This is a genomic window from Roseibium suaedae (genome assembly GCF_900142725.1).
In the GTDB taxonomy this organism is placed as follows: Bacteria; Pseudomonadota; Alphaproteobacteria; order Rhizobiales; family Stappiaceae; genus Roseibium; species Roseibium suaedae.
The window spans coordinates 60,111-86,321 of sequence record NZ_FRBW01000006.1; the positions used below are offsets into that span (position 1 = coordinate 60,111).

Annotated in this window: 22 protein-coding genes; 3 read left to right on the forward strand and 19 right to left on the reverse strand. The window is 58.0% G+C overall.

Going from position 1 to position 26,211, the window contains the following annotated elements:
• Positions 1-6: 6 nt before the first annotated feature.
• The 16 genes from BUA94_RS20715 to BUA94_RS23400 all read right to left on the reverse strand — a co-directional run bounded on the left by BUA94_RS20715 (position 7) and on the right by BUA94_RS23400 (position 20,064).
• Positions 7-1,566: an HAD-IIIC family phosphatase gene (locus BUA94_RS20715; protein ID WP_073015290.1), complete on the reverse strand. Its 1,560-nt coding sequence runs from the start codon at positions 1,564-1,566 to the stop codon at positions 7-9.
• Positions 1,567-1,573: 7 nt separating this feature from the next.
• Positions 1,574-1,870: a hypothetical protein gene (locus BUA94_RS20720; protein ID WP_139251230.1), complete on the reverse strand. Its 297-nt coding sequence runs from the start codon at positions 1,868-1,870 to the stop codon at positions 1,574-1,576.
• Positions 1,861-2,682 (reverse strand): SGNH/GDSL hydrolase family protein, encoded by an 822-nt coding sequence (locus tag BUA94_RS20725; protein WP_139251231.1) that lies wholly within the window; start codon positions 2,680-2,682, stop codon positions 1,861-1,863. The genes BUA94_RS20720 and BUA94_RS20725 overlap by 10 nt, the downstream gene beginning before the upstream one ends.
• A gap of 248 nt (positions 2,683-2,930) precedes the next feature.
• Positions 2,931-3,941 carry a hypothetical protein gene (locus tag BUA94_RS20730; RefSeq protein ID WP_139251232.1) on the reverse strand — a complete coding sequence of 337 codons (1,011 nt, stop codon included), beginning with the start codon at positions 3,939-3,941 and terminating at the stop codon, positions 2,931-2,933.
• 231 nt (positions 3,942-4,172) lie between these two features.
• Positions 4,173-5,216 (reverse strand): hypothetical protein, encoded by a 1,044-nt coding sequence (locus BUA94_RS20735; protein WP_073015294.1) that lies wholly within the window; start codon positions 5,214-5,216, stop codon positions 4,173-4,175.
• A complete protein-coding gene (locus tag BUA94_RS20740; RefSeq protein WP_073015295.1) occupies positions 5,213-7,390 on the reverse strand; it encodes a glycosyltransferase family protein in 2,178 nt (725 codons plus the stop codon). Before BUA94_RS20740 ends, BUA94_RS20735 begins: the two co-directional genes overlap by 4 nt.
• A 513-nt stretch (positions 7,391-7,903) precedes the next feature.
• On the reverse strand, positions 7,904-8,881 hold the full coding sequence (locus BUA94_RS20745) for a hypothetical protein (protein WP_073015296.1): 978 nt from the start codon (positions 8,879-8,881) through the stop codon (positions 7,904-7,906).
• Between the two features lie 8 nt (positions 8,882-8,889).
• Positions 8,890-9,846 (reverse strand): glycosyltransferase family 2 protein, encoded by a 957-nt coding sequence (locus BUA94_RS20750; RefSeq protein WP_073015297.1) that lies wholly within the window; start codon positions 9,844-9,846, stop codon positions 8,890-8,892.
• Positions 9,847-9,932: 86 nt separating this feature from the next.
• Positions 9,933-10,910 (reverse strand): phosphoglycerate dehydrogenase, encoded by a 978-nt coding sequence (locus tag BUA94_RS20755; protein WP_073015298.1) that lies wholly within the window; start codon positions 10,908-10,910, stop codon positions 9,933-9,935.
• 3 nt (positions 10,911-10,913) lie between these two features.
• Positions 10,914-11,591, reverse strand: coding sequence for an acylneuraminate cytidylyltransferase family protein (locus BUA94_RS20760; protein WP_073015299.1), 678 nt, complete (start codon positions 11,589-11,591; stop codon positions 10,914-10,916).
• 32 nt (positions 11,592-11,623) lie between these two features.
• On the reverse strand, positions 11,624-12,667 hold the full coding sequence (locus tag BUA94_RS20765) for a hypothetical protein (RefSeq protein WP_073015300.1): 1,044 nt from the start codon (positions 12,665-12,667) through the stop codon (positions 11,624-11,626).
• An 8-nt stretch (positions 12,668-12,675) separates the two neighbouring features.
• A complete protein-coding gene (locus BUA94_RS20770; protein WP_073015301.1) occupies positions 12,676-15,699 on the reverse strand; it encodes a hypothetical protein in 3,024 nt (1,007 codons plus the stop codon).
• Between the two features lie 154 nt (positions 15,700-15,853).
• Positions 15,854-16,924: a hypothetical protein gene (locus BUA94_RS20775; RefSeq protein ID WP_073015302.1), complete on the reverse strand. Its 1,071-nt coding sequence runs from the start codon at positions 16,922-16,924 to the stop codon at positions 15,854-15,856.
• Between the two features lie 63 nt (positions 16,925-16,987).
• Positions 16,988-17,761: a methyltransferase domain-containing protein gene (locus BUA94_RS20780; RefSeq protein WP_073015303.1), complete on the reverse strand. Its 774-nt coding sequence runs from the start codon at positions 17,759-17,761 to the stop codon at positions 16,988-16,990.
• A gap of 129 nt (positions 17,762-17,890) precedes the next feature.
• Positions 17,891-18,865 carry a glycosyltransferase family 2 protein gene (locus tag BUA94_RS20785; protein WP_073015304.1) on the reverse strand — a complete coding sequence of 325 codons (975 nt, stop codon included), beginning with the start codon at positions 18,863-18,865 and terminating at the stop codon, positions 17,891-17,893.
• Positions 18,865-20,064, reverse strand: coding sequence for a glycosyltransferase family 4 protein (locus BUA94_RS23400; RefSeq protein ID WP_073015305.1), 1,200 nt, complete (start codon positions 20,062-20,064; stop codon positions 18,865-18,867). The genes BUA94_RS20785 and BUA94_RS23400 overlap by 1 nt, the downstream gene beginning before the upstream one ends.
• Before the next feature lie 144 nt (positions 20,065-20,208).
• On the opposite strand from BUA94_RS23400, the gene BUA94_RS23645 reads away from it, so the two are divergent.
• Entirely contained in the window at positions 20,209-21,738 is a 1,530-nt protein-coding gene (locus BUA94_RS23645; protein ID WP_175558095.1) for a glycosyltransferase, read from the forward strand.
• Positions 21,739-21,741: 3 nt separating this feature from the next.
• Here BUA94_RS23645 and BUA94_RS20800 read toward each other — a convergent pair whose 3' ends face one another.
• From BUA94_RS20800 to BUA94_RS23190, 3 genes are all read right to left on the reverse strand, one after another.
• Positions 21,742-22,779: a glycosyltransferase family protein gene (locus BUA94_RS20800; protein ID WP_073015307.1), complete on the reverse strand. Its 1,038-nt coding sequence runs from the start codon at positions 22,777-22,779 to the stop codon at positions 21,742-21,744.
• A 94-nt stretch (positions 22,780-22,873) separates the two neighbouring features.
• A complete protein-coding gene (locus BUA94_RS20805) occupies positions 22,874-23,242 on the reverse strand; it encodes a HepT-like ribonuclease domain-containing protein (RefSeq protein ID WP_073015308.1) in 369 nt (122 codons plus the stop codon).
• Positions 23,243-23,698, reverse strand: coding sequence for a nucleotidyltransferase domain-containing protein (locus BUA94_RS23190; protein ID WP_084082165.1), 456 nt, complete (start codon positions 23,696-23,698; stop codon positions 23,243-23,245).
• 156 nt (positions 23,699-23,854) lie between these two features.
• Between BUA94_RS23190 and BUA94_RS20815 the strand changes: the two genes are divergently transcribed.
• Both BUA94_RS20815 and repA read left to right on the forward strand, forming a co-directional pair.
• Complete coding sequence (locus BUA94_RS20815) at positions 23,855-24,148, forward strand: hypothetical protein (RefSeq protein ID WP_073015309.1); 294 nt, start codon at positions 23,855-23,857, stop codon at positions 24,146-24,148.
• Between the two features lie 785 nt (positions 24,149-24,933).
• Positions 24,934-26,193 (forward strand): plasmid partitioning protein RepA, encoded by a 1,260-nt coding sequence (gene repA / locus BUA94_RS20820; protein ID WP_073015310.1) that lies wholly within the window; start codon positions 24,934-24,936, stop codon positions 26,191-26,193.
• Positions 26,194-26,211 lie beyond the last annotated feature (18 nt).

Below are 26,211 nucleotides of genomic sequence, written 5' to 3' on the forward strand. Positions count from 1 at the left end.
CTTGCCCTATTTCTGCAAGACGAGAACGGTTCTCACGGGATAGTCGTTCTGGCCCTCGATATATTCGGATACGACCTTCGCGTGACCGGCAAACAGCAGCTTCAGTCCATCCGGGGTGAAGCGCCAGAAATCACCCGGCGTATCGTGGATCGGGAAGTTCATCGGTGCGGATACGACGGCATGACCGCCCTTGCGCAGGACGCGGATCAACTCGCGGCTGAGCGCAAAGGGATCCGTGCAATGCTCCAGAACCTCAAGGCACAGGGCTGAATCAAAGCTCTCGTCTGCAACGTCCTTCATGTCCTGGGCGTTGGCAACGATATCGGTCTTCGGATACCGGTCCATGTCCAGCCGGATGTGCTTGTTGCCATTCACTTCCAGGAAGGTGTCACAGTCTTCACCGAGGACGCCATCCCAGCCAGCACCGATGTCGATGATGCCGCCATGTACGGTAGAGGCTGCAGTATAGCGTTCGACGACGTCCCGGACGAACGGGATGCCGATGTCCTTGTCGGTCACGGGGGCGTCGGAGACGACCAGTCTGACATGGGGCGGGACCTGCAGAGCTGCTGTGTCCAGCTGCAAGGTGAAGCGCTGGTACTCGCCTTCATCACCGGCCTGGGCGAAGCCGAGCGACTGATAGACGCCCGAGATCTGGCCGTTCCGGCGGGTCGGGCGGTAAAGACCGGTCAACTGCTTTGCACCGCGCAGCTTCGCCTTTTCGGCGAGGACGGTGATCAGCGCCGCTTCCACGCCTTTGCCCTGGATCCGGCAGGAGAGCATCAGGTCCTGCACGACCGCGATCTCCCCTTCATAGCGCAGGCAGGCAAAGCCGATGACGCCATAGTCGCCATAGCGGTCTGCAGCGGCTGCCAGATAGCTCTCGTGTTGAGCGGAAGCGAGAAGGTCCTTGACCTGGTCAACCTGGTAACGGTTCGAAGAAAAGTTGATCTGGTTGGTTCGAAGCGTCAACTCGCTGATGCGGCCTGCAGCTTCGAGGGAGCCGGGACCAACCTTTACGGCCAGGGCGCTGTCGCGCAGAAACTGGCGGAACGTGCCGGAATGCTGGGCTTCGGCCTGCCGCCGCACTTGCTCCGAGATATAGGAGGACTTGCGGCGCTGGCTTTCCTCTTCCGAACTGGAAATGGCCCAGTCGCCGGGCTGCTGGAAGGACTCGAGAAACTGCTCCGGAGTCACGGTGCGCAGGCCCGCAAAGGCGTGTGCTACCTCTTCGCGCTCGAAAGCGGTGTCATCGACGAAGAGGCACGCTTCATGGGCAAACCGGACGAGGGCGAGAATTCGGGCCACAGCAGAGGATTTGGGCTCGAAGGACACTTCTTTCGTGAAGAAGAGGTCTGACAGACCAAAGTGCTTCAGGGCAGCGTCAACATCGTCAGCATGGTTCTTGCTGACGGCGGCAATGAGTATGCCCTGCTTGTCCAGCGCCCGCAGCCTGTCGGCCATCGGCTGCATGAGGTGAAGGCCTTCAAGACCATCTTCAAGAAGGATTCCCTTCCAGAGGGTCTCGTCCAGGTCAAGAAGGATCAGCTTGATCGGATCGGACATTCTTTCCTCACATCGTTTCGAAGGTAACAGGGAAATCACCGGTCTCTTCGCCAATCTCGGCGATGACCATGCCCATCGGGCCCGTCAGTTCTGTTGCAATGCTGATGACGGTCCCGCCCGCTTGCGCGATCAGATCGCCAAACAGAACAACCGGACAGTCGAGCGGAACGTCGCTCAGGACCTCATAGCGCAGTTCTGCAATGTAGTCGCCGGAATTGATCTGCTGGCCAACTTCTATTTCGAGACCGCGGACGTCGCATTTAACATTTTCATCTTGAAGTGCGACAGGAATTCTCAATTGCATTGTTTGGATCTCCCGGACCAATCGGCAATATCAATGGTTTCAACTGGAAAGTCTGTATTGGAGCCTGCAGCTGGCGTCATGTCCAGAAGGTGATGGAGGATCTGCATCGCAAGCTGACTGTTCATTGCTTCGGTCGGATGTCCATCGTCCGTGCGCAGCCACTGGTCAATGCCCGCTTCCGTCGCCTCATCCAGGTATGGATGCGTGACCAGCCGATGGCCGAACTGTGCGGAAACTCCATGAATCACCTGGCTGAAGGACTTCAGTTTGGCATTCAGAGACCGGCTGCGGTTTCGGCTGCGGATGATATCCAGATGCACGATCCTTGCATCAGCGCGAATGAGGGGCAGCATTTCCGAAATGCTTGTGAGCGCGCTTTCAAACTCGTCAGCGCTCTGGCAAGGCTCGAACGTGATGGTCTGGCCTTCCGCCATGGCGGAGATGGGCCCCGGCTCGCTCATGTCAGCCGTCGTGCGGATCATACGGTGCTCGAGACAGTCGACAGACCCCACGCAGATGACAATTGCGTCGGGGGCAAAGGCCTGGAAACGCTCCATATGCGCCTTGAGGTAGAACGCGCAGGAACGCGTGATGGCGCCTGGCATCGCGACGTTCCAGAGCGTGCTGTGCCTTGAGCGGTAGATGGCTCCCCTGTCATAGAGATATAGGCCACGGCCGTGTTCCGTGAGATCCGCGGCCTCGGGAAAGGGGATGCCTTCTGCTTCAGCATCCAGATAGTGCATCAGAAAGGTTGGCCACTGACCGAGAACAGCTGTGTTTGCCTCTAGCTCCTGCGCCCAGGAAAGGTTCACCTCTTCTCCGAAGGAGGGCGGCCTTCTGCGGTTTGTCTCGCTGGCGCCAATAACCAGAAGCCTCATTCTGCGGCCCACCCCAGAGGTTCGTTTTCGCACGGCTTCGAGCTTGCAATGGCAGGTGCTTGCCGGAAGATGCCGGTCCTGTCTCTGTCAGTCCCTCGCAGAACGGTACAGCGGGCAGGTTGGTGACCTGCCCCTTGTGCCTTTTCTGCCTGGTATTGCGCCTGCCCCATTCCGTTCACCGCTCAGGTCAGGAAGCGCTGGGAGATTTCAAAGACACAGAGGTCCGAACCGTTTTCCGCGATGTCTGCCCGAACTGCCCAGGGGTTCCAGTAGAACTCCGTCTCGGCGAAATGCTGGGAGAACACGTCCGTCAGCTTGCCCTTGCCGAGAATGGAACTGTGAGAGTCGCCATAGATGGTGACCTTCTTCTCAAACGCCGGCTGGCTGTTGCGAAGGACCTGATAGGTGTCGCCCAGCGGGTCTGCGAACTGCTCGTTGCCATCCGCGAGCGTGATGCTCTCGTAGCATTCCTTTTCAAGCATCGGGTACTTGAAGTCCGCATTGTTCAGTTTGATCTTTGCAGAAAGATCAAAGTAGAAAAGCTTCTCAGTCGTAATCTTGAACGAGCTTTGTTCGCTGTCCTCAATGTAGCCAACTCTCTTGAGGATATCCTGCTCGATCTTGATGTAATCGGTTAGAGAGAGATGCGTGTCCGGATAGCGGAAATCCGTGATGTGGGCACCTTCTACCACGATTTTCAGAGTTTCCTCGAAATCGATCAGTTCCACATTGGAACCGGCCAGCTTCTTCGTCAGAATTTCAACGCTGTATTGCCAGTTCCCGTGGGTTTCGCGGTTCCCCAGCAGCATGTCGACCACGAAATCCTTTTCAGGAATGATCACGGCGATCAGTTTGCCTTGAAGCGGACGGGCCTGCGCGATCAACCGGTTTGCAACGGAATTGGCGCGGTTCTCCAGCGTGGTTCTGTCGCAGAAGCGCTTGCCGGTCCAGGCATTCGATCCCATGAAGATGGCCGGAACGCCATGGTAATAGGACGCGGTGCCGTCGTCGGAAACGAGCGGGCGCTGATCCGTGTCGGGGATCGTCAGATCCCAGGTCTTCGCATAATGCAGGAAGCCCTTCGCTGCATTGTCCACCGGCTTGAGATTCAGGATGTAGAGTTTGCGTTCTTCTTGACTTGTCAGCGCATTGAATTCGGCAACGTATTTCTCTGCAAGCTCTTCATCCGTCATTCTTGTTCTCCCGAGATTTTGCTTGGCACGTTGTATCTTTTTCAAAACGGATTGCCAGCCACGCGTCATGGTCTGAGCCTCGTTCGGACTGGATTTCTTGATCATAAGGGATTGTTACGGCAGATCTTGAGCGCTGTAACTATCGCCGTTCGTCGCCTTTCCAGTGGGGCATGGGTGAGGACAGTGGATCATTGCTGTCAATGAGCCACTGCCGATACGGTGGTCGGTATCCTAGGATTGGAGAAGGTCGGTCTCAGCCTTGACCCAGTTGTAGAAGCCATTGCCGACAAACTGGGGCTGGCTGAAGGCATCCCTCAGATCCTTGCGGTCGCGGTAGAGCGTTCGCACGGGCTTGGGAATGGCTTCCCCGTTGTCGAAATATCCATAATACCAATATCTTGGCGGAATAGCGTCGTCGGTGGCGGCGACGACGGCATTCCGGTACCAGAGCCAGAGCTCATAGACTTCCAGATTGTCTTTCGCATAGCGAACCGTCATGGCATCGCCGATCGGACCAAGCTTCGTGAAATGATAGAAGCGAAGCGGCCGGTCGTTGATCAACGCGGTGCCGTTGCTGTCGAAGGACATGGTCCGCTGGCTGAGGTTCCAGCTGGCGACATTGTATCCAGGATCGCGCAAGACCTTCACATTGTCGAAGAAGCACGGAATGAGATTGCACCATTTCTGGTCGACGAAGATGCCGATATCCAGCCGGTCGTGGCACCAGTCGTACAGGCGGTCTGCCCACCAGGCGGCAAAGCGGTTGCCTTCACTGTCATTGTTGACGGCGATGAAGCCGAGGTTGAACACCCCATAGGTGAGCGAGGCTGCCTCGTTGTCGAGAATCGCCGTGATGTCGCTCTTCGGCTCCGGATCGACCTGGTGCGGTGTCAGCACGATCGAGTACTGGTCCAGGAGATCCGAGACCTCGGACATCGAGTTGAAGACGGCGATGTCCGGATCGAAATAGAAGACTTTCTCGCATCCGGGCTGCGAAAGCAGGAGCTGAAGCGCGGCTCCCTTGACCGCGGTACAGGCTTCCACGACGTCCATGCCGAACAGCCAGGGGCCTGTCTGCTCGCCAAACAACTCCTCGGCGGTGACGACCTTGTCGAATGAACCTTCTGCCCAGGCCTCATCCAGGTCCTCAGGCGCCTTGTCCGTCAGGACCGCCCAGATGACCCAATCGGGATGCTGCTCGCGAAGGGTTTCCGCCAGAACGCGTGCACGGTTCAAATAGCTGAAGGAAAAGCTCGTATAGGCATGAATGGTCACGGCTTTGCCTCCAGTACGTCAAAAGTCATGCTGCTGAGATCCGCTTTCCATTGCTGCTTTTCACGCAGGTCCCGTGTTTTGGAGACAAGGTCCTCTGCCCGGCCGTCTTCAAATAGTTCGAGCAGATCTTCTTCGTCATTCAGGACCGCACCTGCATCATACTTGCGAACGAGCGAGGCGACATTGCCGGATCCTGCGTTCGTCAGAACAGCGGACCCTGCACAAATCGCCTCGATGGTGGAGAAGGAGAATGTCTCGAAACACGAGGCCCAGTGGAGGACCAGGTCGATCTGGTTCTCGGCAAGGGCATCGATCATCGCGCCGGGGTTCTCCGCAGTCACCGTGACGGCAACATGCTGGAGGTTCTCGGTCGCAGGCGGCGGGTTCGATCCGAAATAGACAAACCGGTATCCCTCGCGCGTGTTCAACTGCTTGTGCAGCTTCACGAACGTATGCCAGCCCTTGTGGATCCCGGGATAGCCGACGAAGGCAATGCGCTTGGGCGCATCAGCCTCAGATGCTGTGCCGTTTGCCTTCTTGTTCTTTTTCGTCAGTTTGACGTGCGGCAGCACTTCGGCCGACGCAGGGGTCAGTTTGCTGTTGGCCTTCCAAAGATCCATCGCGCCGTTTGAGGGCGCAAGGACCTTCGCCTCCACCGAGGCGAAGAAGGCCTGCATCCGCTTCTGATGGCTCGCGCGTTCCTTGCCGAACAGGCAGATCTTGCAGGAGTTGGACTTGATGTCCGGTGCTCCGCAGAAGGTCAGGTTGTTGCGCTGAAGCGCGTAGCTCGGGCAGATCGTGAAGAAGTCATGGAGCCAGACGAAGCAATCGCGGGTTCCGGTTGCGGCCACAAGCTTGGAAACGAGCTCCGGCACATGACCCATCATGTGATGGACGATGACCTTCGTCGTCTTGTAGGACGGGCCAAGCTTTTTAGCGGCAATGATCATCTCCGACATCCTGATCAGGCAAAGCTCCTGACCATTCAGGAGAATTTGCATGACCGGATCATCGTCTTCATTTGCCAGGCATGGTAGCGGGCTTGCCGGGTGAATGTTCAGGTATGTGTTGCCGCCCGCAGTTGCCGCAGCCTCTTCCCGCTGAACGCACAACTGGACGCCGCCGCCGATACGGCGGTAGTTGTCGTGCGACACGCTGATGATCAGGCCGCTGTTCTCGGAGGTCTTGCCGGCGAGCACGAGGCTGACGACTTCCTCACCCGACTTGATCTCGATATCCTCGGGCAGTTCCCTTTTCCATTCCCGCGCCATTTCGCTGAACGGCCGCTGCTGCAGCAGCAGGTCGTAGCGGATGCCGCCCGGATGCCGGACCAGGCGTCCTTCCGACTTGCCGGCCAGCACCCAGTGCACAAGCGGGTTCATGCCGGCAGCCTTCACGTCCGGCGCCTGTTCCAGATAGAAGTTCGTTGAAAAGTCCGCCGAGGGGTCCCGGCCTTCTTTCCAGCCATGGTTCATGTAGTGCTCAAAGGGGTCAACTTTTGCAGCAACAACATCCAGGTAATGGGAATTGTAATAGTAGGTGTCGAAAGCCTGCCGGATAAGCGCGATCTTGCCCTCGCTAAAGCCTTCGAGGCCACTGAGAGGCGTGGTAGACTTCTTGGTGGGGGCGAGCGCGGCCACACCCCGTCTCTTTTCTTTCCGGCCTTCGAAAACCCAATGTGTAAGCGGGTTTATGCCGGAGTCCCTAACGTCCTCACAGACTTCCAGATAATAATTCGTGCTGAAGTTGGCAGAAGGGTCACGGCCTTCGCGCCATCCCTGCTGCATGTAATGCTCGAAGCCGGACAGCGTTGACTTGCCGACGTCCGGATATCTGTCCCGATAATACGCCTCGTCGAATTCTTCCCAGATCAGCTTGATCTGCTCGGAAGTAAAATCCTCGAGGAAGGCGAGAACAGGAGGGGGAGTGGTCTTCTGTCCCTTGATCAGGTGTTTGTTTTCGATGATCCAGTGAACAAACGGATTGACGTTTTTCTCACGTAATTCAGGAACTTGCTGCAGATAAGTGGCGGTATGGAAGATCGCGCAAGGATCGCGCTCTTCTTTCCAGCCGAAGTTCATGAAGTGGTCAAAAGCGTCGATGCCGGGAAGGGCAATGTCTGGATAGCGCTTGTGGTAGTAGGTTTCATCGAAAATGGATCTGACTCGGTCCAACTCAGCTGGGCTAAGGTTTTCCAGACCGTAAGTTGCCGGATTTGACTGGCTTTTACGGAACATGGACCCATGGAGTAGAGACTTTAACTTGGTTCGCATCCGTATGAACCCATTTCGCTTTTTAATTAGAAGGTAAACACATGTTGGGGCAAAAGCACCAATACTAACTCGTCCGGAAGGTCATTGTCTGAATTAACACTCTTGTTTTGGAAGAGCGCCCCCCCAAAATCAAGGGAATTCTATCTTTTCCAAAGTCCCTGTCTTTCACACAAGATGTCCTGTTGGATAGGGAGTGATTGTCAAACGCATGGAAAGTAAAAGAAGTCGAACTTGAGAATATCAATGTGCCTGTCCTTGGGAATGACATGCATAGTCTCACTCGAATCCCGGGAGCGAATATCCTTACTTAATGCGGCGAGCGTGTGACCGTCATGCTTTGGCATCGGCCAGCCGGTTTCCATCCTGTTGTCTCGAATGAAAACCGGCCTGCCAGATCAATCCGGATTGGTTCCGTCAGGACTGCGCGCCCTTGAACAAAAGACCTTCGGTTTCAGCGAAGCGGAGGAAATCCTCGTAGAGGTCCATGCACGTGGTCTTGGCAATCTCGACCAGTACCGGATCGTAGTCCTTGTAAAGACCAACATTCTTCGCGGATTTTTCTGCGTCGAAAACATTCCGGACTTTCGGGCGGTTACCGATCATCTTCTGGACGTAGGCTTCCCGGTAGTCCTCTTCCTGTACGAGGCGCTCGAACTGAATGATGAAGTAGCGGCCTTCGAACCGGTCACGGAAATTCTTCACATGGTACATGCAGGACTGAAGCTGGGACTTGTAGATCGCGCATTGACGGTTGACCGTCTCGATGCTGTGTCCGAGGCCGTAGTGCCGGTTGAAGTCCATGTTGGTATCCCGCGGATCACGGATGATCGCTGAGGAGATGGAACCTTCGGGATAGAAGCCGGTCAGTGCCGGCATCGCGCCGGTCGGGTCATTCTTGAGGCCGAGAATGCGCTCGATGCCATCCTGGGGGGCGTCTGGCCAGTGCGCAGGCAGGAGGGCCTCGCGAAGACCGTCGATCCAGTAGATGAAGCTTGCCTTCAGAACGTCGAACAGGTCATTGAACTCAAGCTCCTGATAGTTGTCCGGAAGCATCGCCAGCGCCTTGTCGCTGATGTCGACATAGTGCTCGCCAACCTGAGTCTTGAGATTGCGCATGACCTTCAGATAGAGGCCGAGCGAAAAATCTTCCTTCACGTTGAGGGCGTCGTCTCCCATCAGGTACAGCCGCATTTCTTCCTTCGATGCGAGCTTGTGCTTGTGGATGAGCGAAATCAGGACGCCGCCAAAGCTGTAGGGGTTCTTCAGAATACCGAATTCATTATACGGCTCAACAAAGCCGGCGATCGAGTGATACTGTCTTAATACATCGACCTGAGCAGTACAGCCCGTCTGGGCAAAACCGCTGCAGTTAATGATCTTGGGAAGAGTCATGTCGGATCCTAAGGCTTGTAATTAATTATCTTTTCAGAGTTTCCATAGTGCCTGAAGTGTTCAAGCTCCTTAGAGCTTGCCGGGTAATACAGGCGTTCCTTGAGGTCATCCCGAACATTCTTGCGTTCTTTGTATCCAAGATAAGATCCATAGTTCTGGTTGAATCTGAACTGGAATATTTCTTTTATTTTATTGAAAGTGAGCTGCTCTTTTGAAAGCGAGCGGACGTCTGTATAGACCGACAGCGTGAGCAGCTTCAGGAAGTCCAGAAAATGGACATGGTAGCTGTCTTCGATCTTCGACATGGCAATGGCTTCGCGCCGGTAGCGGTTCCGCACGCCTGCCCAGGTCTCGTCGTGGACATGGATGATGATGGAGTCAGCAACATAGGCGATCTGGCCGCCGTTCTTTTGCGCCTTCTTTGCCCAGTCGAGGTCCTCGAGTCCGGTCAGTTCCTCGTCATAGGGCAGGTTGAGCCATTCGGACCGGCGAACGGCGCAGTTTGCATTGTTGCAGAAGTAGTTGGCCTGAGGGTTTGCCGATTTACCCGGGAACCACTTCAGGAAAATCCGGTGTTCCGAATATTTCGTGATCTCGTTGCCGCGCTGGCAGCCATAGGACAGCACGACCTTTTCGTTGTCGAACGGGGCGAGCAGACGCGAAAGCCAGTCAGTGCTGAACGGGTAGACATGGCCCGAAACGAAGACAAGATATTCGCCCTCTGCAGCCCGGCATCCAATGTTCAGCGAACGGCCGAACGAGAATTCAGCCTTGGAAATCGGGACGTGCTTGACCGGAATGCCCTGGGATTGCGCAATTTCCACGGTCCCATCCGTCGATCCGGAATCGACCAGGATGACTTCAAAATTCGGATAGTCCTGATGAGACAGGCCCTGCAGCAATTTCGCAATATGCTGGCCTTCATTGTAGGTCCGAATGACTATGGATGCCTTTTTCTTTTCCATGGCCTCGCCGTATGTCTTCAGGGGTCAGCACTTGGAACAGGTGTGCCCGTTGCGTGAGCACACCTGTTTTGGTGACCAATTTGAGATTAGGTCAGCTTGTTCGGCGTGAAGTCGACAGCGTGATCCGGCAGCAGCTGGTTCAGCAGGATGTCAACCGTCATCGCGTTGATCCGGTTCACGGCCTCAACGGTGTTCGAGCCGCTGTGCGCCGAGAAGGTGCAGCGGTCCGCGTAGTTGCGGATCCGGGCATCTGCGGGCAGAGGTTCTGCCGCAAACACATCCAGACCGGCGGCCTTGACCTTGCCGGACTCGAGCGCATCGCAGAGATCCGGCTCGTTGATCAGGCCGCCACGCGACACGTTGATCACGATCACGCCGTCTTTCATCTGATCGAACGTGTCCTTGCAGAACAGGCCTGCGTTCTCTGGGGTCAGAGCGCAGCAGATGATGACGATGTCGCTCTTGGCCAGGAGTTCCGGCAGATCGGTCTGGCGGATCTTGATGCTGTCCAGAGTTTCCTGGTCGCATGGGCGGACATCGTAGCCGAGGATGTCGAGGCCAAATCCGCCAGCTCTGCGGGCAACGCCCAGACCGATCGACCCCAGGCCGACGACGCCGACAGTCTTGCCGGCAAGCGTCGTGCCGGAGATGTTCTGCCAGCCGTTGTCCATGATGATGTTGTGCATCTTCATCGTGTGGCGGGCGAGCATGAGCAGGTGCGAATAGGCGACGTCAGCGACTTCTTCCGAGAAGCAGCCAGGCGTGTTGAAGACCGGCATGCCGACGGAACGGGCGTGGACCAGGTCAATGCCGTCAACGCCGATGCCCCACTTCACGATCGCCTTGAGCTTCGAGGCCTTGCCGGCGTCAATCACCTTCTTGTTGATGATATCGTCGCCCGCAATGATGCCGTCGATGCCTTCGATCAGGGAAAGCATTTCGTCGGCATCCAGCTGTTGTCCCTTCACCTCAGGAACGATCGCTTCGATGCCTGCCTTCTCGAAGAGGCCGGAAAAGTCTGAAACACGCTTTTGAAGGTGCTTGCAGGTAAGCAGAATCTTCATCAATTACATCCTGGTCTGCTTGTAGATCATGTCGGCAAGGAGGAAATCGATCTCCTCATCGACGTCCTGTGCTTCGATCTTGGGGATCTCGAACATGTAGGGCCGGAAGCCGATCCGGTTGTGCCGTTCGCGCAGCGCTTCACCTTCGAAAATGTACATGCAGGAGTTTTCCTCATAGATCGGAGGAAGGTCCTGGGTACGCAGAAGGATATTGGCGTTGTGGTTGATCGGCCGGGCAAGCTGATCCCAGAAGCGGGACTGGATGCGGGTGACGCCGAAAAGGGAGTCATAGATCGGGTAGTTCTCAAAGAAGCGGTCGACCGCGTTCCGGAGGGTTTCCACGGTCAGAAGCGGATTGGTGGAATGCGTCTGCAGGTAATATTTGGACGGCACCTGGGAAATGTCGTGCAGAAGCACATCGTTCATCGGCGTCATGCCGTCGCGCAGGTGCGCCGGGCGCTCGAGAAGAATGACTTCGGGAAAATCCTTGGTGCAAATGTCCTGAATGTTCGGAGAATCCGTATCGATCACGACACGGTCAATCTTGTCGCAGGCCAATAGCGTCTCAAGCGTGTGCTGAAAGAGCGGCTTGCCGTCGCCAAAGGGACGGTAGTTCTTGCCTTTCACGCGTTCAGAGTTGTGACGCATAGGCATCAATGCAACTAGAGTGTGTTTTTCCATCTTCAAACCTGTCCGGTTAAGTTATCGGAAATCTAATTGTTCTGCTGCAGCTTCAAATCCGCTTCGTACCAAGCTTCGTAGCCGCCGTTTGTTGAGTCAAATGGGTTCGGAAATGCTTCCTTCAGATCGCCGCGGTATCTGTAAAGCTCACGTGCCGCTTTTGGAATAGGGTTTCCAGAACTATATACTCCATAAAACCAGTATCTCTCCGGAATGCGGCGATCAACGTTTGCTGCCACAAGCTTTTTGTACCACGCCCAAATCTCATAAACCTCGGTATTATCCTTTGCATACCGCCGCGTCATGGTGTCGCCGATCGGGCCGAGCTTTGTAAAGTGGTAGAAGCGCAGCATGTGTTCGGAATTGACGTAAAACCGGCCATCGTCCTTGCTCGAAATGACGCGGCTGTTCAGATTCCAGCTCGCAACGTTGTATCCAGGGTCTCTGACGATATGGACGTTGTCAAAATAGGCAGGAATAAGGTCACACCACTTCTGATCGACAAACAGGCCCCTCGGCTTGTCGTCGTAGCAGTAGTTTCTGCAGCGTGCAGACCACCATCTGGCGCATTCCCGGCCGTTTTCGTCATTCCTGACCGCGATGAAACCCAGATTGTAGGTTCCGTGGATAAGACATGAAACCTCGTTGTCGAGGATCGCGATCGGGTCCTCGTCGTAGCCCGTCTGGTGCGGCGTGAGCAGAACCGAGTGCTGGTCGAGGAGTTTCTCCAGCGGATGGAGCGGATTGAGAAGGGCGATATCCGGATCGATGTAAAAAACCTTGTCGGCTCCGTCGTTCAGCAACTTCTCCAGGAAGGGGCCCTTCACGGCCGTGCAGAGTTCGACGACATCGTGCTGGAACATCCAGCCCTTGATTTTAGGGATGTCGAGATCAGTTGCCCGGAACAGATGATCCCAGGACTCGACGTCGAGATTGATCTCGAAGCCTTCCGGCTCCTCGTCCGTCAGGAGCAGCCAGAGCGTCCAGTCCGGGTGAAACTGCTTGATCGTTGCACCCAGTACGCGGGCACGGTCGAGGTATGCGTAGGAAATACTGGTAAAACAATGTACGGACATTGATGCTCCTAGCCGAGGAAGTGCTTGGAAAGAGTGCTGAACGTGGCGGTCCCGGTTTCCGAACTCGCAGACCTCAGCTTTACAACGTCATCCCGGAAGGCTCCGGTTTTCAGTTTCGTTGCCAATTCGTCAGGGCTTGCGCAGGAACGCAGGCCAGGGCTTGTCTCGCACCCTGCAGGCAGATGACTTGCGGTGACGAGCACGCAGCCGGCGGCTCTGGCGGCATAAAGCGGCAGCGAAACCACCCCGCTGTAGTCTGGCCAGAGAACCACGGCGTCGACGCCATTTTCCTTCAGGGCCGCTGTCAGGCTCGGCGGGTTGAAGACGTGCAGCGGCACATGCTGGATGCCGCGGCTTCTGGCGTCCTGGCCGCCGATTTGCAGGAATTGATAGCGCTTGTCCTTGGCAAACATGGCTGCGAGCGCACTGAAGGCCGGCCAGCCCTCTTCCTTGCGAGCAGGTCCGACAAACGCGAGTTTGACAACCGAACCGGGCTGGGAGATGCGCGAAGCGGTCTCGGACGCCGTGATGTCGAGGTATGGAATGACGGCGGTATTGGGGGCTGTTGCGCCGGCCCTTTCCTGCCAGAACGAAAGGGCCGGCTGGGTCGGGGCAATGACTGTCAGATCTTCCCGGTCAAGCAGCGTGTCGATCCGCTTCATGTGTTCTGCCCGCCCTGCCCCGTAGTAGCAGACGTTGCAGGAATTCGAATCCGTGGCAGGGGCCGCGCAATAGGTCAGATCATTTCTGAGCAGCTTGGGGTTCTGGCAAAGCGTGAAATGATCATGAAGCCAGAACAGCTTCTGGCTGAACTCGATGGCCGCCATGATAAGCTCGATGGCCTCGGGTGCATGCCCCTCCAGGGAATGAATGATCAGAGGCGTGTTGCCCTGATTTCCGGAGCTTTCCGCCAGTGCCCCGGTGAGCGCCCCGTTGACGGTTTCGGTGGTTGCGGTGCCGATCCGGGAGCCATTGGCGAGGATCTCGAAAATGAAGGCTTCAGGTGCCTCTGCAGATGCCAGAACCGGCAGCGGGCGTGCGGGCCTCAGTTCGAGGTAGAGCGTGCCGCCTTTTTGAAACAGCTCCCGCTCTTCAACGGGAAACAGATCGGCTGTTTCACCCTGGTTGCCGGTCCGGCTTGCCGTGACTGCGACAGCAAGGCCGGCCGGGGATTTCGCCAGCTGGCGGCCGAGAAGCTTCTTGAGCTCACCGGTGGACAGTTGCGCCTTGGTCGCCACCGCTGCGTCCTGACGGGCAAGCGCCGCGTCCAGGGTGGGCAGGCTCTCGATATGCTCGATTTTGGCTGAAAGGACCTGTTCGGAAGGCTTCATCTGCCTTGCGTTGCCTGAGCCGGAAGATACCCGGAACAGCTTTTTCGCGGCCCTTCCGACTTCAGCGCTTCCGTTCGCAATCCCGCGCAGTGGCCCGGTGATCTTCCAGGAAACAGTGTTCTGGAAGGCCTCGCGGGTCAGGAACAACTGATGCTTCAGGTCATCGATTTCGGCCGCCTGCCTTGAAAGGATGCTCTTCTGCTCTGCGGTTTGGCGGGAAAGGTCTTCCTGCAGCCTTTGCATGGCGCGCGCGCTTGTCGCTTCCAGCTCGGTGAGTTTCTTCTGGCTGGCGTGCAGCTTTGCATGAAGGTCAAAGCCTTGCTGCCGGAGGCTTTCCATGCGCTGCTGGTCTTCTGCCGCCCTTGCCTCATGCTCACTGTTGGCCCTGGCAAGCTCGTCTCTTGCAGACTTGAGCTGCTTTTCCTTGCCTGCGAGCTGCTTGCCGACCTGCGCAATGGACTGAACCAGGTTGACCTCACCCTCGCGGGACATTTGAAGCTCCTTGCGGAGCTCCTCGATCAGATGGTCCGACTTCTTCATTGCGGCGTTCAGACCAACGACTTCATCGATCCGGATGTGAACCGCCTCCTGAAGATCTTCAACGACCTTGTGGGCAGAGACAAGGGCGGCTTCGTAGGCGTTCCGCTCGGTGCGGGATGCCGCAAGAAGGTCGAGTTCGTGGTTCCGGGCGGCCTCGGTCGCTCTCAAAAGCTCGGCGGTCTTTTCGTGGGTTTCCCTGAGCGCGACGAGTTCGTTCCGGGTCAGGCTCAGGTCGCTTTGAACGTCACTGAGCGCGATCTTGGCCTGGCGTTCTTCCCGGCTCGCGGTTTCCAGAAACGGCATGGAATTGGCAAGTTCATGCCTGACGGTGTCGAGGGCTTCGAGCGCTTCGGCAAGCTCAGGTGTCTCTTCCAGCTGCAGCAGGGCCTTGTAGGTCCGGTTCAGCCATCCCCGGGTCACAGGGTCGATGCCGACTTCACTGGAGGTCTGCGAGTTGTGCTTGAGCGAGTCCTTGAGGAAATCGCCGACTTCGGCTTCCGCGTCTTCTGCGCTCAGCGGGAAGTCGATCTGGGCATCCGCGCCGATCTTGGCGACGGTCTGCTTCCAGTCCCGGAGCACTGCGTCATAGCTGATGATGGACCGCGGGATGTGTCTGGTCGCAATCTCGCCCTCCAGGACGTGGATGAGCCAAAGCAATGCGGCATCCTGCCTGGTGTGCGTTGTGGGCCAGAAGCGCGACCTGCGCTCAAGGGAACGCATGACCTCAAGAGGATTGCGGAACGGCAACAGAATGCGGATGTCATAGCCGAGGTCCTTCATGACAGTCATGAAGAAATCGGCAAAACGGCAGATGCGGGGATCCTTGACGATGATGAGCGGCTCATCGCCATAGTCCTGCGCAATGTGTTCCGCGATCTCGCGCCTGGCTTCCTCTTCCCGCTCCGGGGTGAGGTCGGCCATGTTCAGGGGATACCAGTCGTTCCACGCCAGACCGAAACTGGACAGAAATTTCTCATTGAACTGAACGAGATAGTCCGGCTCCCAGTGGCCGGTCTCATTCCCTTCGGCAGCGCCCATGCAGCGAAGAGGGAGCGCGGTTCCAACCAGGCTGAGGACCCTGGTGATGGCGCTTGTGCCTGAGCGGTGCATTCCGAGAACGAGGATCGCAGTCTTGCTGGATGTTTCTTCTTGTTTATTCATTTCTGTTAAAAGCCTGTATCCCCGGACCCAATCTGATTAGCAGATGAGTTTCCTCAGATCACTATGAAAAAAAAAGGTTATATGGCCCTAAATAGACGTTCCGGTCAGACAATTCATGTCAAAAATCCGGATCAAACCTGTGGGCGTGCAGGGTCTATCTCCGCCTGACATGTGCGGGGTTTCGTTTGCTTCTTGTCCGCTTTTCTGCCTCCCGGATGAAATGATAGAGGATGAGATCTTTTTCGAGAATATGCTCGATGGTCGGAACGTTGCGGAATATTGCTGCGACTTCTTCAAATAGCGATTGTGTTGGATTGAAGCGGATCTGGTCCGGGTCGACGCCCAGGGTCTCGCCGATATCTGTGGCGAGCTGAGCGTCCTTCTCGTTGGAATTGAAGATCGAGAACTGTGACAGCATGTCGAGGGCGGAGGCGACGGAGTCGCGCGAAACGTCATCCGTGGGGCTGGAGGCCACCAGCTGATGGGTGAAGGGGGATTCGAACAACCCGAGGACATCCTTGGGTGCTGACTTGAACCGGGCGCGCACATCCGCCTCGTCGGTGATGTTCATGCCGTGGAAATGGCTGATCGCCGGCTCGTAGAAGATCTTGTCGCGTTCCGAGATGAACGAGAATGGCTTGGTCTTGTAGTGGCTGATTGTCGTCAACCGGATGGCCAGCTCGTAGAATGGATCCCGGACGGACGTGATGGTGAGCGTGTCGTCCGTGAAATACTGCTGCACATTCTTGATCAGAACGCGCCCGCTGACATAGGTCGACTTCTGATTGACGATTTCGAGCGTCTGTCTCACGCTTTCCGAGCCGAAATGCTCCACGTTGCAGGCATAGAACTGAAAGTTCGAACGCAGGCTCTGATCGAGTTCGCTGTGGGGCGCAAACTGGGTTTCCAGACGGAAGACCCGCTTCTCGATGTGCAGATGCTCCTGGAACCGGCGATAGAAGGTGAAACCCGTGTTGGCGTCCGAGATCTCGAGATCCTTCATCTCCTTGAGCCCGGGTATCTTCTTCTCGTTCAGAATGAAGCCGACGATGCCTGTCTCATGATGCCGGTGCTGATAGGTGTTCTCGAGAAAGACATCGCACTCCGCCCGGTAGACTTCTTCACCGGCGGAGCGGACCACGATCGACGGCTTTGCCGAGAACCCGTCCGGGATCAGGTATCCATGGAGGATTGCGCCGCCATCGTTATAGACATTGAAGTACATTCTGCCGCCTCCGGGACCAGAGTGCCGTTGCCTCCGGTCCTGCCTTCTCCAGAAGATCAGATACTATTTAGTGATCATTTTTCCATTGGCGAAGAGTTCTGCTCCCGAGAGCTCCGTGGTTTTGTTCGATATTGAGAATGGCGTGAAGTTGCCGGGCTTTCGAAGCACCACATCGAAGCTGATCCTGTGCTCCAGCGTTCCAATGGCTTCGATGCGCAGGTCGTCCGCCAGATGCGCTGCGTGGAGCATCCTGAATGTGTCCGCATCCGAATTCCACTTGTGCCCGAACTTGCTCGGGTCCTTGCGTGCGTCCCAGGTGTATTTGTAGTCCGGCAGGATGAGGCCGATGCCTCCACCGGGCTTCAGAACGCTGGCCCAGTGCTTCAGAATGGCAACGGGATCCGGCACATGTTCCAGCATGTGGAGGGCGACGATGAAGTCAATGCTTTCCGGCTTGAAAGGCAAGTCGTCCGGATTTGCCAGGATGGCGTCCGGCAGAAAGGCATGATGGGACCCCGAAGCGCTCTTGTCCCCGCTGCGCATGATATCGACAGGCGTAAGGTGCGGGTTGATCCTGCGGTCTCCACAGCCGATGTTGAGGCCGTTCAGTGCTGACGGATCGAAAGTCCGCGGCGCCGCAAGCATCGCAGCGGTTTCTTCATTCCTTTTGACCAGCGCAACCTCATCCGGAAAATAGATGACCGGTGACTTCGTGCGCAGAGCAAACTCTTCCCGGCTTTTCAGGTCGAAGTGGCAGAGAAGGTCGAGGTTCTTCTTGCTGTTCAGGTGGCGGAAGTTGATCTTCTTTTCCAGAGCCTCGAAATCAGCGGGCGTCATGGGCTTACGGATCTCCGGCGGATAGTCCGCGCTGACCGGGCCGGGCGCATTTTTTCTTCTGGATTTGAATAAATTATTTAATTTGAACAACTTAGTGCCTCTACTCGGCTCGTTCCCTCGGCGTCTGGCTTACGCTTTATAGAGCTTGTGGTCGAGAGATAGTACCCGGCTGACGCCTGCAGGAAGCAGCTGATGTCTGGCACCGAGGAAATGGCCGGTGACAAGGCCGGCTCTTTGGCCGGACCTGATCAGGCGGTGGCGGACTGTCACCTTGCCGAACCGTGTCTGGTCGAGCTGCTGGAAGAACGGCTGTGCCGGCATTTCGACCAGGGACTTCAGGAAAGACAGAAAGGTGCCTCCGAGCTCATAGCCGAAGTACTTCTTGAAGTTCCGGGACTCGTCGAAGGCGCGGCGGAGCTGTTCCAGCGGGCTGTAGTCATGGGAATGATAGACGGTGGCCTCCGGTGCATAGGCTTTGGCATATCCGGCATCGATCACGGCTCTTGCCCAGAGCTGGTCCTCGGCAAACTCCACGTCCGGATAAGGGATCTTTTCCCACACGGACTTGCGCAGCAGCGAGTTGTTGTCCGAGTAGAAATGCAGGAACTGGCGCCAGCCGATGTCGTTTTCGTATTTCTGCGGGTCCAGGTCCCGGTGCACCACCAGCGGATGGGTCAGAAAGCCTTCGAAATGCCGGTCGAGATCGCTCCTGGTGAAAGGCGAGGCCGTTTCATAGGCGATATGGCGGCCGAAGACACCGGCTATGCCGCTGTCCTGTTCTGCGGCCGCCACCAGATTGGCCAGCCAGTGCTGGTCCGCCGGAAGCGCGTCGTGGGTCAGAAACGCCACATATTGCGCATCGGCTGCGGCAACGCCCATGTTGCGCGTGCGGCCATGGCCGAAGCTTTCCGGCGCAATCTCGATCAGGCGAACGCCTTTCAGGCTTGTGACATGCTCAACTGTGCCGTCGCGCGACCCGGAATCGATCACGATCACTTCGAACGGCCAGGGTGTTTCCTGGGTCAGGACGCTCTCGAGGACCTGCGTTAACCCGGGCATGGCGTTCTTGGCCGGAATGACGACGGAGCAGCGGTAACGGGCCATCAGGCGGGCTCCCCCTTTGCTGCCTGGCCGACCCGTTCAATGAGAGCTGCTTCCACCAGTCTTGCGGACTTCTCCCAGGACAGGTTTTTCACGAAGTCCAGGCCGCCTTGCTGCAGGCCTTTGCGCCGGTCAGCATCCGCAAGCAGGGCCTCCAGCGTATCGGCGATCCCTTCCGGCGTCGGCCGGGCAAAGGCCATGGTGCTTTCCGGGAAGATGGAGCGCACGGTGTCCAGGTCCAGATCCACCACTGGCAGCCCGCAGGCCATCATTTCCTTGTTCACCAGCGAATGATTGGTCGCGGAGAAGACGACGCCCAGGGTTGCCTTGCGGTAGAGATCGGCCAGTTCGGCGCTGCCGAGCACGCCGTGGTCCACGAAAGGATACCTGGTGGTCAGGTTGCCAAGGTCCCAGCCGAAGAAATCCACCTCGAACTGGACCCCGCGCGCGTGGAGGATTTCCAGCGCCAGAAACGCCAGTTCCACCGCCCGGCGGGAGGTGACATAGCGGGCATAAAGCGCAATGCGGTTGCCGCTGCGCGGCGCGGGCTCCAAAGCCCCCTCCCCCAGATTGTAAACGGAAGCGTCATAGGCGAGCGGCCACGAGGTAGACCAGCGGCCGTATTTTTCGCTCATGATCTTGTGCAGCCACTCTCCGGCGCACAGGCAGTCGAAATCGAAATGATAGGTTGCCTCACTCAGGAGGGCTTCGGCGCCGGCGGCATAGAAGGCGGGTTCATAGTCCTGCACGAAATAGAACTTGCGGATGAAGCCGCCCATGGCTTCGACCGGATAGCAGGTGAACCGGTCCGTCGCGATCAGGGCATCGCCCTGCGCATGCGGTGTTTCTTCGGAAAACAGTTCGACCGTGCCGTTGAAGGGCTGGAAATGGGCGTTGATCGTGGCCTTGGCCGCCTCTCCGGTCTTGTGCTCCGTCGGGTTCTGGACCAGGAAATTGACCTCGTGGCCGAATTCTTCCAGATAGCGGGCGATGCGGAAGATCGTCATGTGGCCGCCCGCACCGGGCATGAAGTCCGGAATGACCCAGGTGATGCGCATCCGCTCCGGGCTAAAGTCGGCGACCGGCGGAATGCCGGGGGTTGGCGCATAGCTGACGAATTTGCGCAGGTGCTCCGCCCGGACCTCAAGCCGCGATTTTTTCCGCTTGAGGCCGAGAAATTTCAACAACTGCACATAAGGCATGGAAGAACTCGATTTTTATCGCCAAGACTGGCTTTGAATAGTCAGGTCTATATAGAGGATGTAATAGGGCCCTTGATGCCTGATCCGGGCGGGAAGTCAATTATTTATGAAGTGTGTTTCTCTCATGACAGGCGGCTTGGCCTGATGATGCGCCGGTTTTTCGCCAGTTTGCCTGCCCGTTGTTTCGCGCGAAAGGCCGCTGTTCTGGCGGCAGCTTCGTCCACGGCTGAAGGGAAGCAGGTTGCTGCCCCCCTTCTCAGCCTTGTGTGCCACAAACCCGCAGACCTGCCGGATGGTGCCGCGGAGATTGCGGGTGTGGAGTGCCTTGAGGCTTCGGAAGATTGGCGGCAGGCCGCAGAAGCGGCAAGTGGACGCTTCATAGCCTTTCTGCCGGAACAGGACCGGCTGTGTGCGGGGGCGCTGAAGAGCCTGGTGCAGGTGCTTGCAGGGCCTGCCCAGGACGCAGGGCTGCTGTATGGCGATGCGCTGCTGGCTGGCCCGGACGATGAAAGCCTGAAACCGGTGTTGAAGCCCGCCTTTGACCCTGCCCTCTTCCGCGAGATCGATTATCTGAGCCCCTTTGCGGTGTTCCGGCGCGACAGGCTGCTCGCTGTTGCACCTGCTCTCCCCTCCCCCGCTCTCCCTCTTGCCTCCCGGCCTGGCGCGGAGGCCGTCGAGCGGGTTCTGGAGGGGCTGGCAGAAGAAGACATTCTTCACCTGCCCTATCCGCTGGTTCGGACCGCTGTTGCGCCCCAGCGCCGCCGTGAGACCCGCAATGTGCCCGCAGAACGGGCGGCCTGGCCGCCGGTAAATGTGGTCATTCCCAGCCGTAACGGCTTTGAGCTGACCTCCCAGGTGCTGCGCGGGCTGCTTGATGAGACGGATTATCCGGATCTGAAGGTGTTCATCCAGGACAATGGCTCGGATGATGCCCGTGTGCTGGCGCTTTATGAGGAGACCCGGCGCCGGTTCCCGAATTTCTCCTATGAGATCATCGAAGAGCCCTTCAACTTCTCGCGCTCCGTCAACCGGGGCCTTGCCAAGGTCAGCTCAGGTCACGTGCTTCTTCTGAACAATGATGTGGAGGTGACGGACGCCGGCTGGCTCAAGGAAATGGTCTCCTGCCTGGAACTTCCAAGAGCCGGGATCGTGGGGGCAAAGCTGCTTTATCCGGATGGCCGCCTGCAGCATGCAGGTGTGATCGCGGGCATGAGTGGCCTCGCAAGTCATTGGTATTACAAATGTTATTCGGAAATTCCGGGTCATTTCGGCCGGCTCACCGCCCGCAATTCCCTGACCTGCGTCACCGGCGCGGTGATGCTGATCTCGGAAGAGTGCCTCGCCCGGCTCGGCCCCTGGGACGAAGAGAATTTCGCCGTTGCCTATAATGACGTGGACTATTGCCTCAGGGCTTATGAGGCCGGCATCCGCACGGTCTGGACCCCCTACGCGGTGCTTTATCACCATGAATCCGTGACCCGCGGCAAGGACAGGAGCCGCAAGCGCAAGACGCAGTTTGCCGCGGAGAAGAAAGCTCTTCAGGGCCTTCATGGCACGAAAGACTTCGAGGATCCGGCCTTCAGTCCCTGGCTGTCGAAACGGTCCGGCCGGTTCCGGTTCCGCTGGCGCAGGTCCTTGCCTGCGGTGCGCAACTGGTGGCATCAGGCGCGCTGACGCCTAGCCGTTCGGCACCAGACGGTCCCACAGGTTTGCCAGCTGGTCGTGACTGCCGGTCGCAAGGCTGCCGGCAATCCCCTGCCCTGCCATGTCCCGCGTCCGCTCCATGTCGGCGGCAAGGCCCAGGATGGCCTCCTGCCAGGCCTCCGGCGTGTGCGGAAGGATCAGCCCGTTCTGCCCGTCCTTTACGCAAGCCTCGAAGGGCTCGGTCGCGGTGTAAAGACCTGCTGCCCCCACAAGGGCATGCTGATGGAATTTCAGGTTCGAGCGGCCATTGTTGACCGGGTTCACCTGATAGGGGGCAAGCGCAATGTGGAACCGCTGGCGGGAAAGCCATTTCTGGAACGGCGCGAAGAACATGTCGCCGTGATGGGTGACCTGCGGCCCGTCCGGCAAAAGCTCCCCTCCCCTCTTGCCCTGCAGCGTGGTGAGGTGAAGTTTCGGGTTGGCCTTCAGGGCAGCCGAGATACCCGGCGCGATGCGGCCGAAATCCACGCCATGGGTGCTGGTGCCCAGAAAGACGATGCGGATCTGGCGGTCATCATTGAAATGGCTGAGATCTTCGCCCGGAAACAGATGGGCGGGCGGCAGATAGGTGCCAGGCAATTCCGCCATGCGGGCTAGGATCTGGGGACTTGGGGCGATCACCTCCTGCAGCAGGGGGCGCAGCTGCGCATAGTGCCGGTCCAGGAAATGCTGCAGCCGGGCCCGGTAGTCGGGCTTCAGCTTCTGGTCTTCCAGCATGGCCCAGAGATCATCATCGAGCAGATAGGCGATCCGTGTTCCGGGCTGGCGCGCTGCCTTCTGCAGGAGCTTCAGATCCGGGTCAGAGGTATAGCGCACGGCGATGATCAGACGCCCCTTCCCGTCCCGGCGGGACAGCACCAGGCAATGCTGGCCGAAGCGGCGGATCGTCAGCCCGCGTGCGCTCAGGGCCTCTCCCAGGATCTCGATATAGTGATAGCGGGTCGGAAAGGCCGACTTCGGCCGCCCCAAGGCATGATCATAGGCAGATCGCAGAAAGTCCCAGACCAGCATGTGTCCCCGGCAGCATCCGTTTCGCTTCCATGGACTTAGCGGGCTGGCGGAAAAGGCGCAAGCATCCCCTCCCCCTGGCAAGTGTTGACAGCTGTCAACTGCTCTTCCCGCCCGATGGCAGCAGCGCCTCGCGAATGCAGGCTTCCAGCACGTCAAGCTCGCCATTCTCCAGAATGCGCCAGACGAGGTCCGCATCAACCCGGAAGTATTCATGTGCGAGCAGATTCCGGAGACCGGCAATTGCCTGCCACGAGATACCCGGATGCTGGTTTGTGACTGTGCCGGGAAGTCCTTTGACGGCTTCCCCGATCACGAGCAGGGATGCCAGAACGGCCCAATAGGTCTTCCGGTCTTTGACCGGAGCTTCCAGAAAGCTAGGCCTGTCCATGCCTTCCGTGAAGGCGCGGATGTCCTCAATTGCCTCCAGTATGTCATTCAGTCTGCCGGTGGTGCTGCGCGGCATTCAGAACACCGAAATCATGTCAGCTTCAGCGGTCTCACGAACATGGGGCTTCAAACTGGCGAACGGAACCAGGTCAATTTCTGTAGTTTGGCCAAGGGCTTGAGCTATTTTTTGCGTCAATCTCCCGAGATCGATCAGGGACAGACTGGCTTTGGGGGAAGGCATATAGGCCAGATCAACGTCACTGTCGGGCCGGGCCTCGCCGCGGGCAACGGACCCGAAGAGATAGAGGTGCGCAATGCCTGCTGCTTCCAGGTCTGGGCGGAGGTTGCGTAAAGCCTTGATGGCTTCGGTCGCCGTGACGGCTGGCCGGTCTTCGCGGGCGACATACTCCTCGATAATTTCGTTCAGGAGCTCTTGAACTTTTGCGCCTTTGCGGGCCGCCAGTGATTTGAACCGGTTTCTCAGTTGTGCGGGAACCCGCGCCGACAGATAGGCGGTGGTCTGCTCGCTCATGGATCTCGCCTCGTAAATTTGTGCACAACTGCACAATACCAGTTCTTTGGGAGAGCGCCTAAGGGATTTTGTGTCCTCACCCCTCCCCTCCTCCTTTCAAGCGTTGACAGCTGTCAACGTGAGGCGGACCATCGGGCGTGATTGGGGGCAACGAGCATGACACGATCCTTTCAGGCCTTTGAGCTGCGCCGGCAGAGTGACGATCTGGTGTACCGGTTTGACCGCATGGCCGGGCCGGAAGGCCGGATTGGCTACAGGCGGCAGGATGCGGATCTCTGGATCACCTTCCGTCCCGGGCTTGGCTGGGTGGCCTGGGACGAGGAGGAGGGTTGCATGGGCCGCCCCTGGAACGTCCTGCCCGACCAGCAGACCGATCATCCTCCCGCCGGCATCTGGGTCAGCCGCAAGGGGGAAAAGAGCTATGTCTATGATCTGGTCTATGTGGGGTGAGCTACCTCGTCTGACGTGACGCTCGTGATTGTTCATGCGGAAGCAGCGCTGGTTCCGCGGCTTCCTCCAAACCAGCGTCTCATGCGTTCTGTCCCATAACCTATTGGTTCAAGTGGCCCATCCTTCGAGACGGGTCTACGACCCTCCTCAGGATGAGGTGTCAGTGGGAGTGATTAAATAGGACTTCAAGACACGGTTTGGTTTGCCCGGGCGCCTGCAGTTCGCACGTCCTCATCCTGAGGAGCTGCGAAGCTGCGTCTCGAAGGATGGGCCACTTGCGTCTTGTCGAATTCGCTATTTCCTATGGGCTTGTTCCACTCCCTGTCCTCATAAAGGGAACACATGGACTGATCCAGTTGCCCTGTTCATCGATATGGGTCCTCCCACTGTTACCCTGTCTGAGCCGCTCTTCTCGCTGCCGCTGCACAAACCCTAATCCACATTAACCCTAAAATGCTTGACCCGACTCGAGTTCTCTGGAGTAATTTACGGAAAGAGGCCGGTACAGGCCCCATGATCCGTAACCGGGGAAAGGGGCCGTTGGCAGCAGAGAAGAGCGTTGATCGGCTTGCCGCCACTTGCGAATCCGTGCAGTGAACGGAGACACGCAGGTTTGGCGGCATTCGGCCACGCACGGCAAGGGACCTTGCCCTCTGATTTTGGCCTCGGGTTCTGCCGTTGGTCCGGTCCGTTGACAGCTGTCAACGCCCGGGCTGCCAAAGCTGAGCATGGCAGAGCGGACCGGCAAGGGAATTGGGCAAGAGCGCCTTGGTACGACCGGCAGGATGTGGCCGGGCAGGCGGCAGAAGCCGCAGAAGGATGGTGATGTGATGGTGGCAGACGAACAGATCGCGCGGGATGCGGAGGTGCTGTCGGCGCAGCTCGGCGAAATGCGTATGCGGCTGTTCCCGCCTTCCAGCCGCAAGATCATGCGTTCCTTCACCTCCGGCGAAGCGGCCAAGCTGATCGGCGTCTCCGACGGCTACCTGCGCCAGCTGTCCCTGTCCGAGGAAGGCCCCTCGCCTGCCACGGATGAACGCGGCCGCCGGGTCTATACCCTGTCCGACATCAACGCCCTGCGCGTTTTCCTCGCCTCCCAGCACGAGCCGGGCAGCGCGAAGGCCCGCGCCTATGTGCGCCACCGGGATCCGGCGCTTGGCGAACATTGCCAGGTGATCGCGGTCACCAATTTCAAGGGCGGCAGCGGCAAGACCACCACGTCCACCCATCTGGCGCAGTATCTGGCCATGCAGGGCTACCGCACCCTGGCGGTGGACCTTGACCCGCAGGCCTCCCTCTCCTCCCTGCTCGGCTATCAGCCGGAGCTGGATCTGACCGGCAACGACACGATCTATGGCGCGATCCGTTATGACGAACAGCGGGTGCCGCTGAAGAATGTCATCCGCGAGACCTATGTGGACGGCCTGGATCTGGTTCCGGGCAATCTGGAGCTCCAGGAATTCGAGCACACCACGCCCCAGCATCTGGCCACCCGCCACGGGGAAGAGGTGCCGAGCGAATTGTTCTTTGCCCGGGTGCAGAGCGCGCTGATGTCGGTGGAAGCCGACTATGACGTGATCGTGCTCGATTGCCCTCCGCAACTTGGCTATCTGACCCTCGGCGCCCTGTGCGCCGCGACCTCGGTTCTGGTCACCGTCCACCCGCAGATGCTGGACGTGGCCTCCATGAGCCAGTTCCTGTTCATGACCTCGGATCTTCTGTCCGTGGTGCGTGAGGCCGGCGGCACGCTGAATTTCGATTTCCTGCGCTATCTCATCACCCGCTACGAGCCCCAGGACGGGCCGCAGACCCAGATCTCCGGCTTCCTGCGCGCCCAGTTCGGCGACCGGGTGCTGACCGCGCCGATGGTGAAATCGACCGCCATTTCCGATGCTGGCCTCACCAAGCAGACCCTTTATGAAGTGGGCCGTGAAAACTTCACGAGAGCCACTTATGACCGGGCGATGGAGTCGTTGACAGCTGTCAACGCCGAGATCGAAGCTTTGATTTCCGCGGCCTGGGGCCGTGTGCCAAGGGGGAGCTGAGAACCATGTCAGAAAACT

Excerpts from the sequence above, each read along its gene's own strand:
- BUA94_RS20715 (WP_073015290.1), bottom strand. The coding sequence starts at position 1,566 with ATGTCCGATCCGATCAAGCTGATCCTTCTTGACCTGGACGAGACCCTC.
- BUA94_RS20720 (WP_139251230.1), bottom strand. The coding sequence starts at position 1,870 with ATGCAATTGAGAATTCCTGTCGCACTTCAAGATGAAAATGTTAAATGC.
- BUA94_RS20730 (WP_139251232.1), bottom strand. The coding sequence starts at position 3,941 with ATGACGGATGAAGAGCTTGCAGAGAAATACGTTGCCGAATTCAATGCG.
- BUA94_RS20745 (WP_073015296.1), bottom strand. The coding sequence starts at position 8,881 with ATGACTCTTCCCAAGATCATTAACTGCAGCGGTTTTGCCCAGACGGGC.
- BUA94_RS20750 (WP_073015297.1), bottom strand. The coding sequence starts at position 9,846 with ATGGAAAAGAAAAAGGCATCCATAGTCATTCGGACCTACAATGAAGGC.
- BUA94_RS20755 (WP_073015298.1), bottom strand. The coding sequence starts at position 10,910 with ATGAAGATTCTGCTTACCTGCAAGCACCTTCAAAAGCGTGTTTCAGAC.
- BUA94_RS20760 (WP_073015299.1), bottom strand. The coding sequence starts at position 11,591 with ATGGAAAAACACACTCTAGTTGCATTGATGCCTATGCGTCACAACTCT.
- BUA94_RS20765 (WP_073015300.1), bottom strand. The coding sequence starts at position 12,667 with ATGTCCGTACATTGTTTTACCAGTATTTCCTACGCATACCTCGACCGT.
- BUA94_RS20770 (WP_073015301.1), bottom strand. The coding sequence starts at position 15,699 with ATGAATAAACAAGAAGAAACATCCAGCAAGACTGCGATCCTCGTTCTC.
- BUA94_RS20775 (WP_073015302.1), bottom strand. The coding sequence starts at position 16,924 with ATGTACTTCAATGTCTATAACGATGGCGGCGCAATCCTCCATGGATAC.
- BUA94_RS20780 (WP_073015303.1), bottom strand. The coding sequence starts at position 17,761 with ATGACGCCCGCTGATTTCGAGGCTCTGGAAAAGAAGATCAACTTCCGC.
- BUA94_RS20785 (WP_073015304.1), bottom strand. The coding sequence starts at position 18,865 with ATGGCCCGTTACCGCTGCTCCGTCGTCATTCCGGCCAAGAACGCCATG.
- BUA94_RS23400 (WP_073015305.1), bottom strand. The coding sequence starts at position 20,064 with ATGCCTTATGTGCAGTTGTTGAAATTTCTCGGCCTCAAGCGGAAAAAA.
- BUA94_RS23645 (WP_175558095.1), top strand. The coding sequence starts at position 20,209 with ATGATGCGCCGGTTTTTCGCCAGTTTGCCTGCCCGTTGTTTCGCGCGA.
- BUA94_RS20800 (WP_073015307.1), bottom strand. The coding sequence starts at position 22,779 with ATGCTGGTCTGGGACTTTCTGCGATCTGCCTATGATCATGCCTTGGGG.
- BUA94_RS20805 (WP_073015308.1), bottom strand. The coding sequence starts at position 23,242 with ATGCCGCGCAGCACCACCGGCAGACTGAATGACATACTGGAGGCAATT.
- BUA94_RS23190 (WP_084082165.1), bottom strand. The coding sequence starts at position 23,698 with ATGAGCGAGCAGACCACCGCCTATCTGTCGGCGCGGGTTCCCGCACAA.
- BUA94_RS20815 (WP_073015309.1), top strand. The coding sequence starts at position 23,855 with ATGACACGATCCTTTCAGGCCTTTGAGCTGCGCCGGCAGAGTGACGAT.
- repA (WP_073015310.1), top strand. The coding sequence starts at position 24,934 with ATGTGGCCGGGCAGGCGGCAGAAGCCGCAGAAGGATGGTGATGTGATG.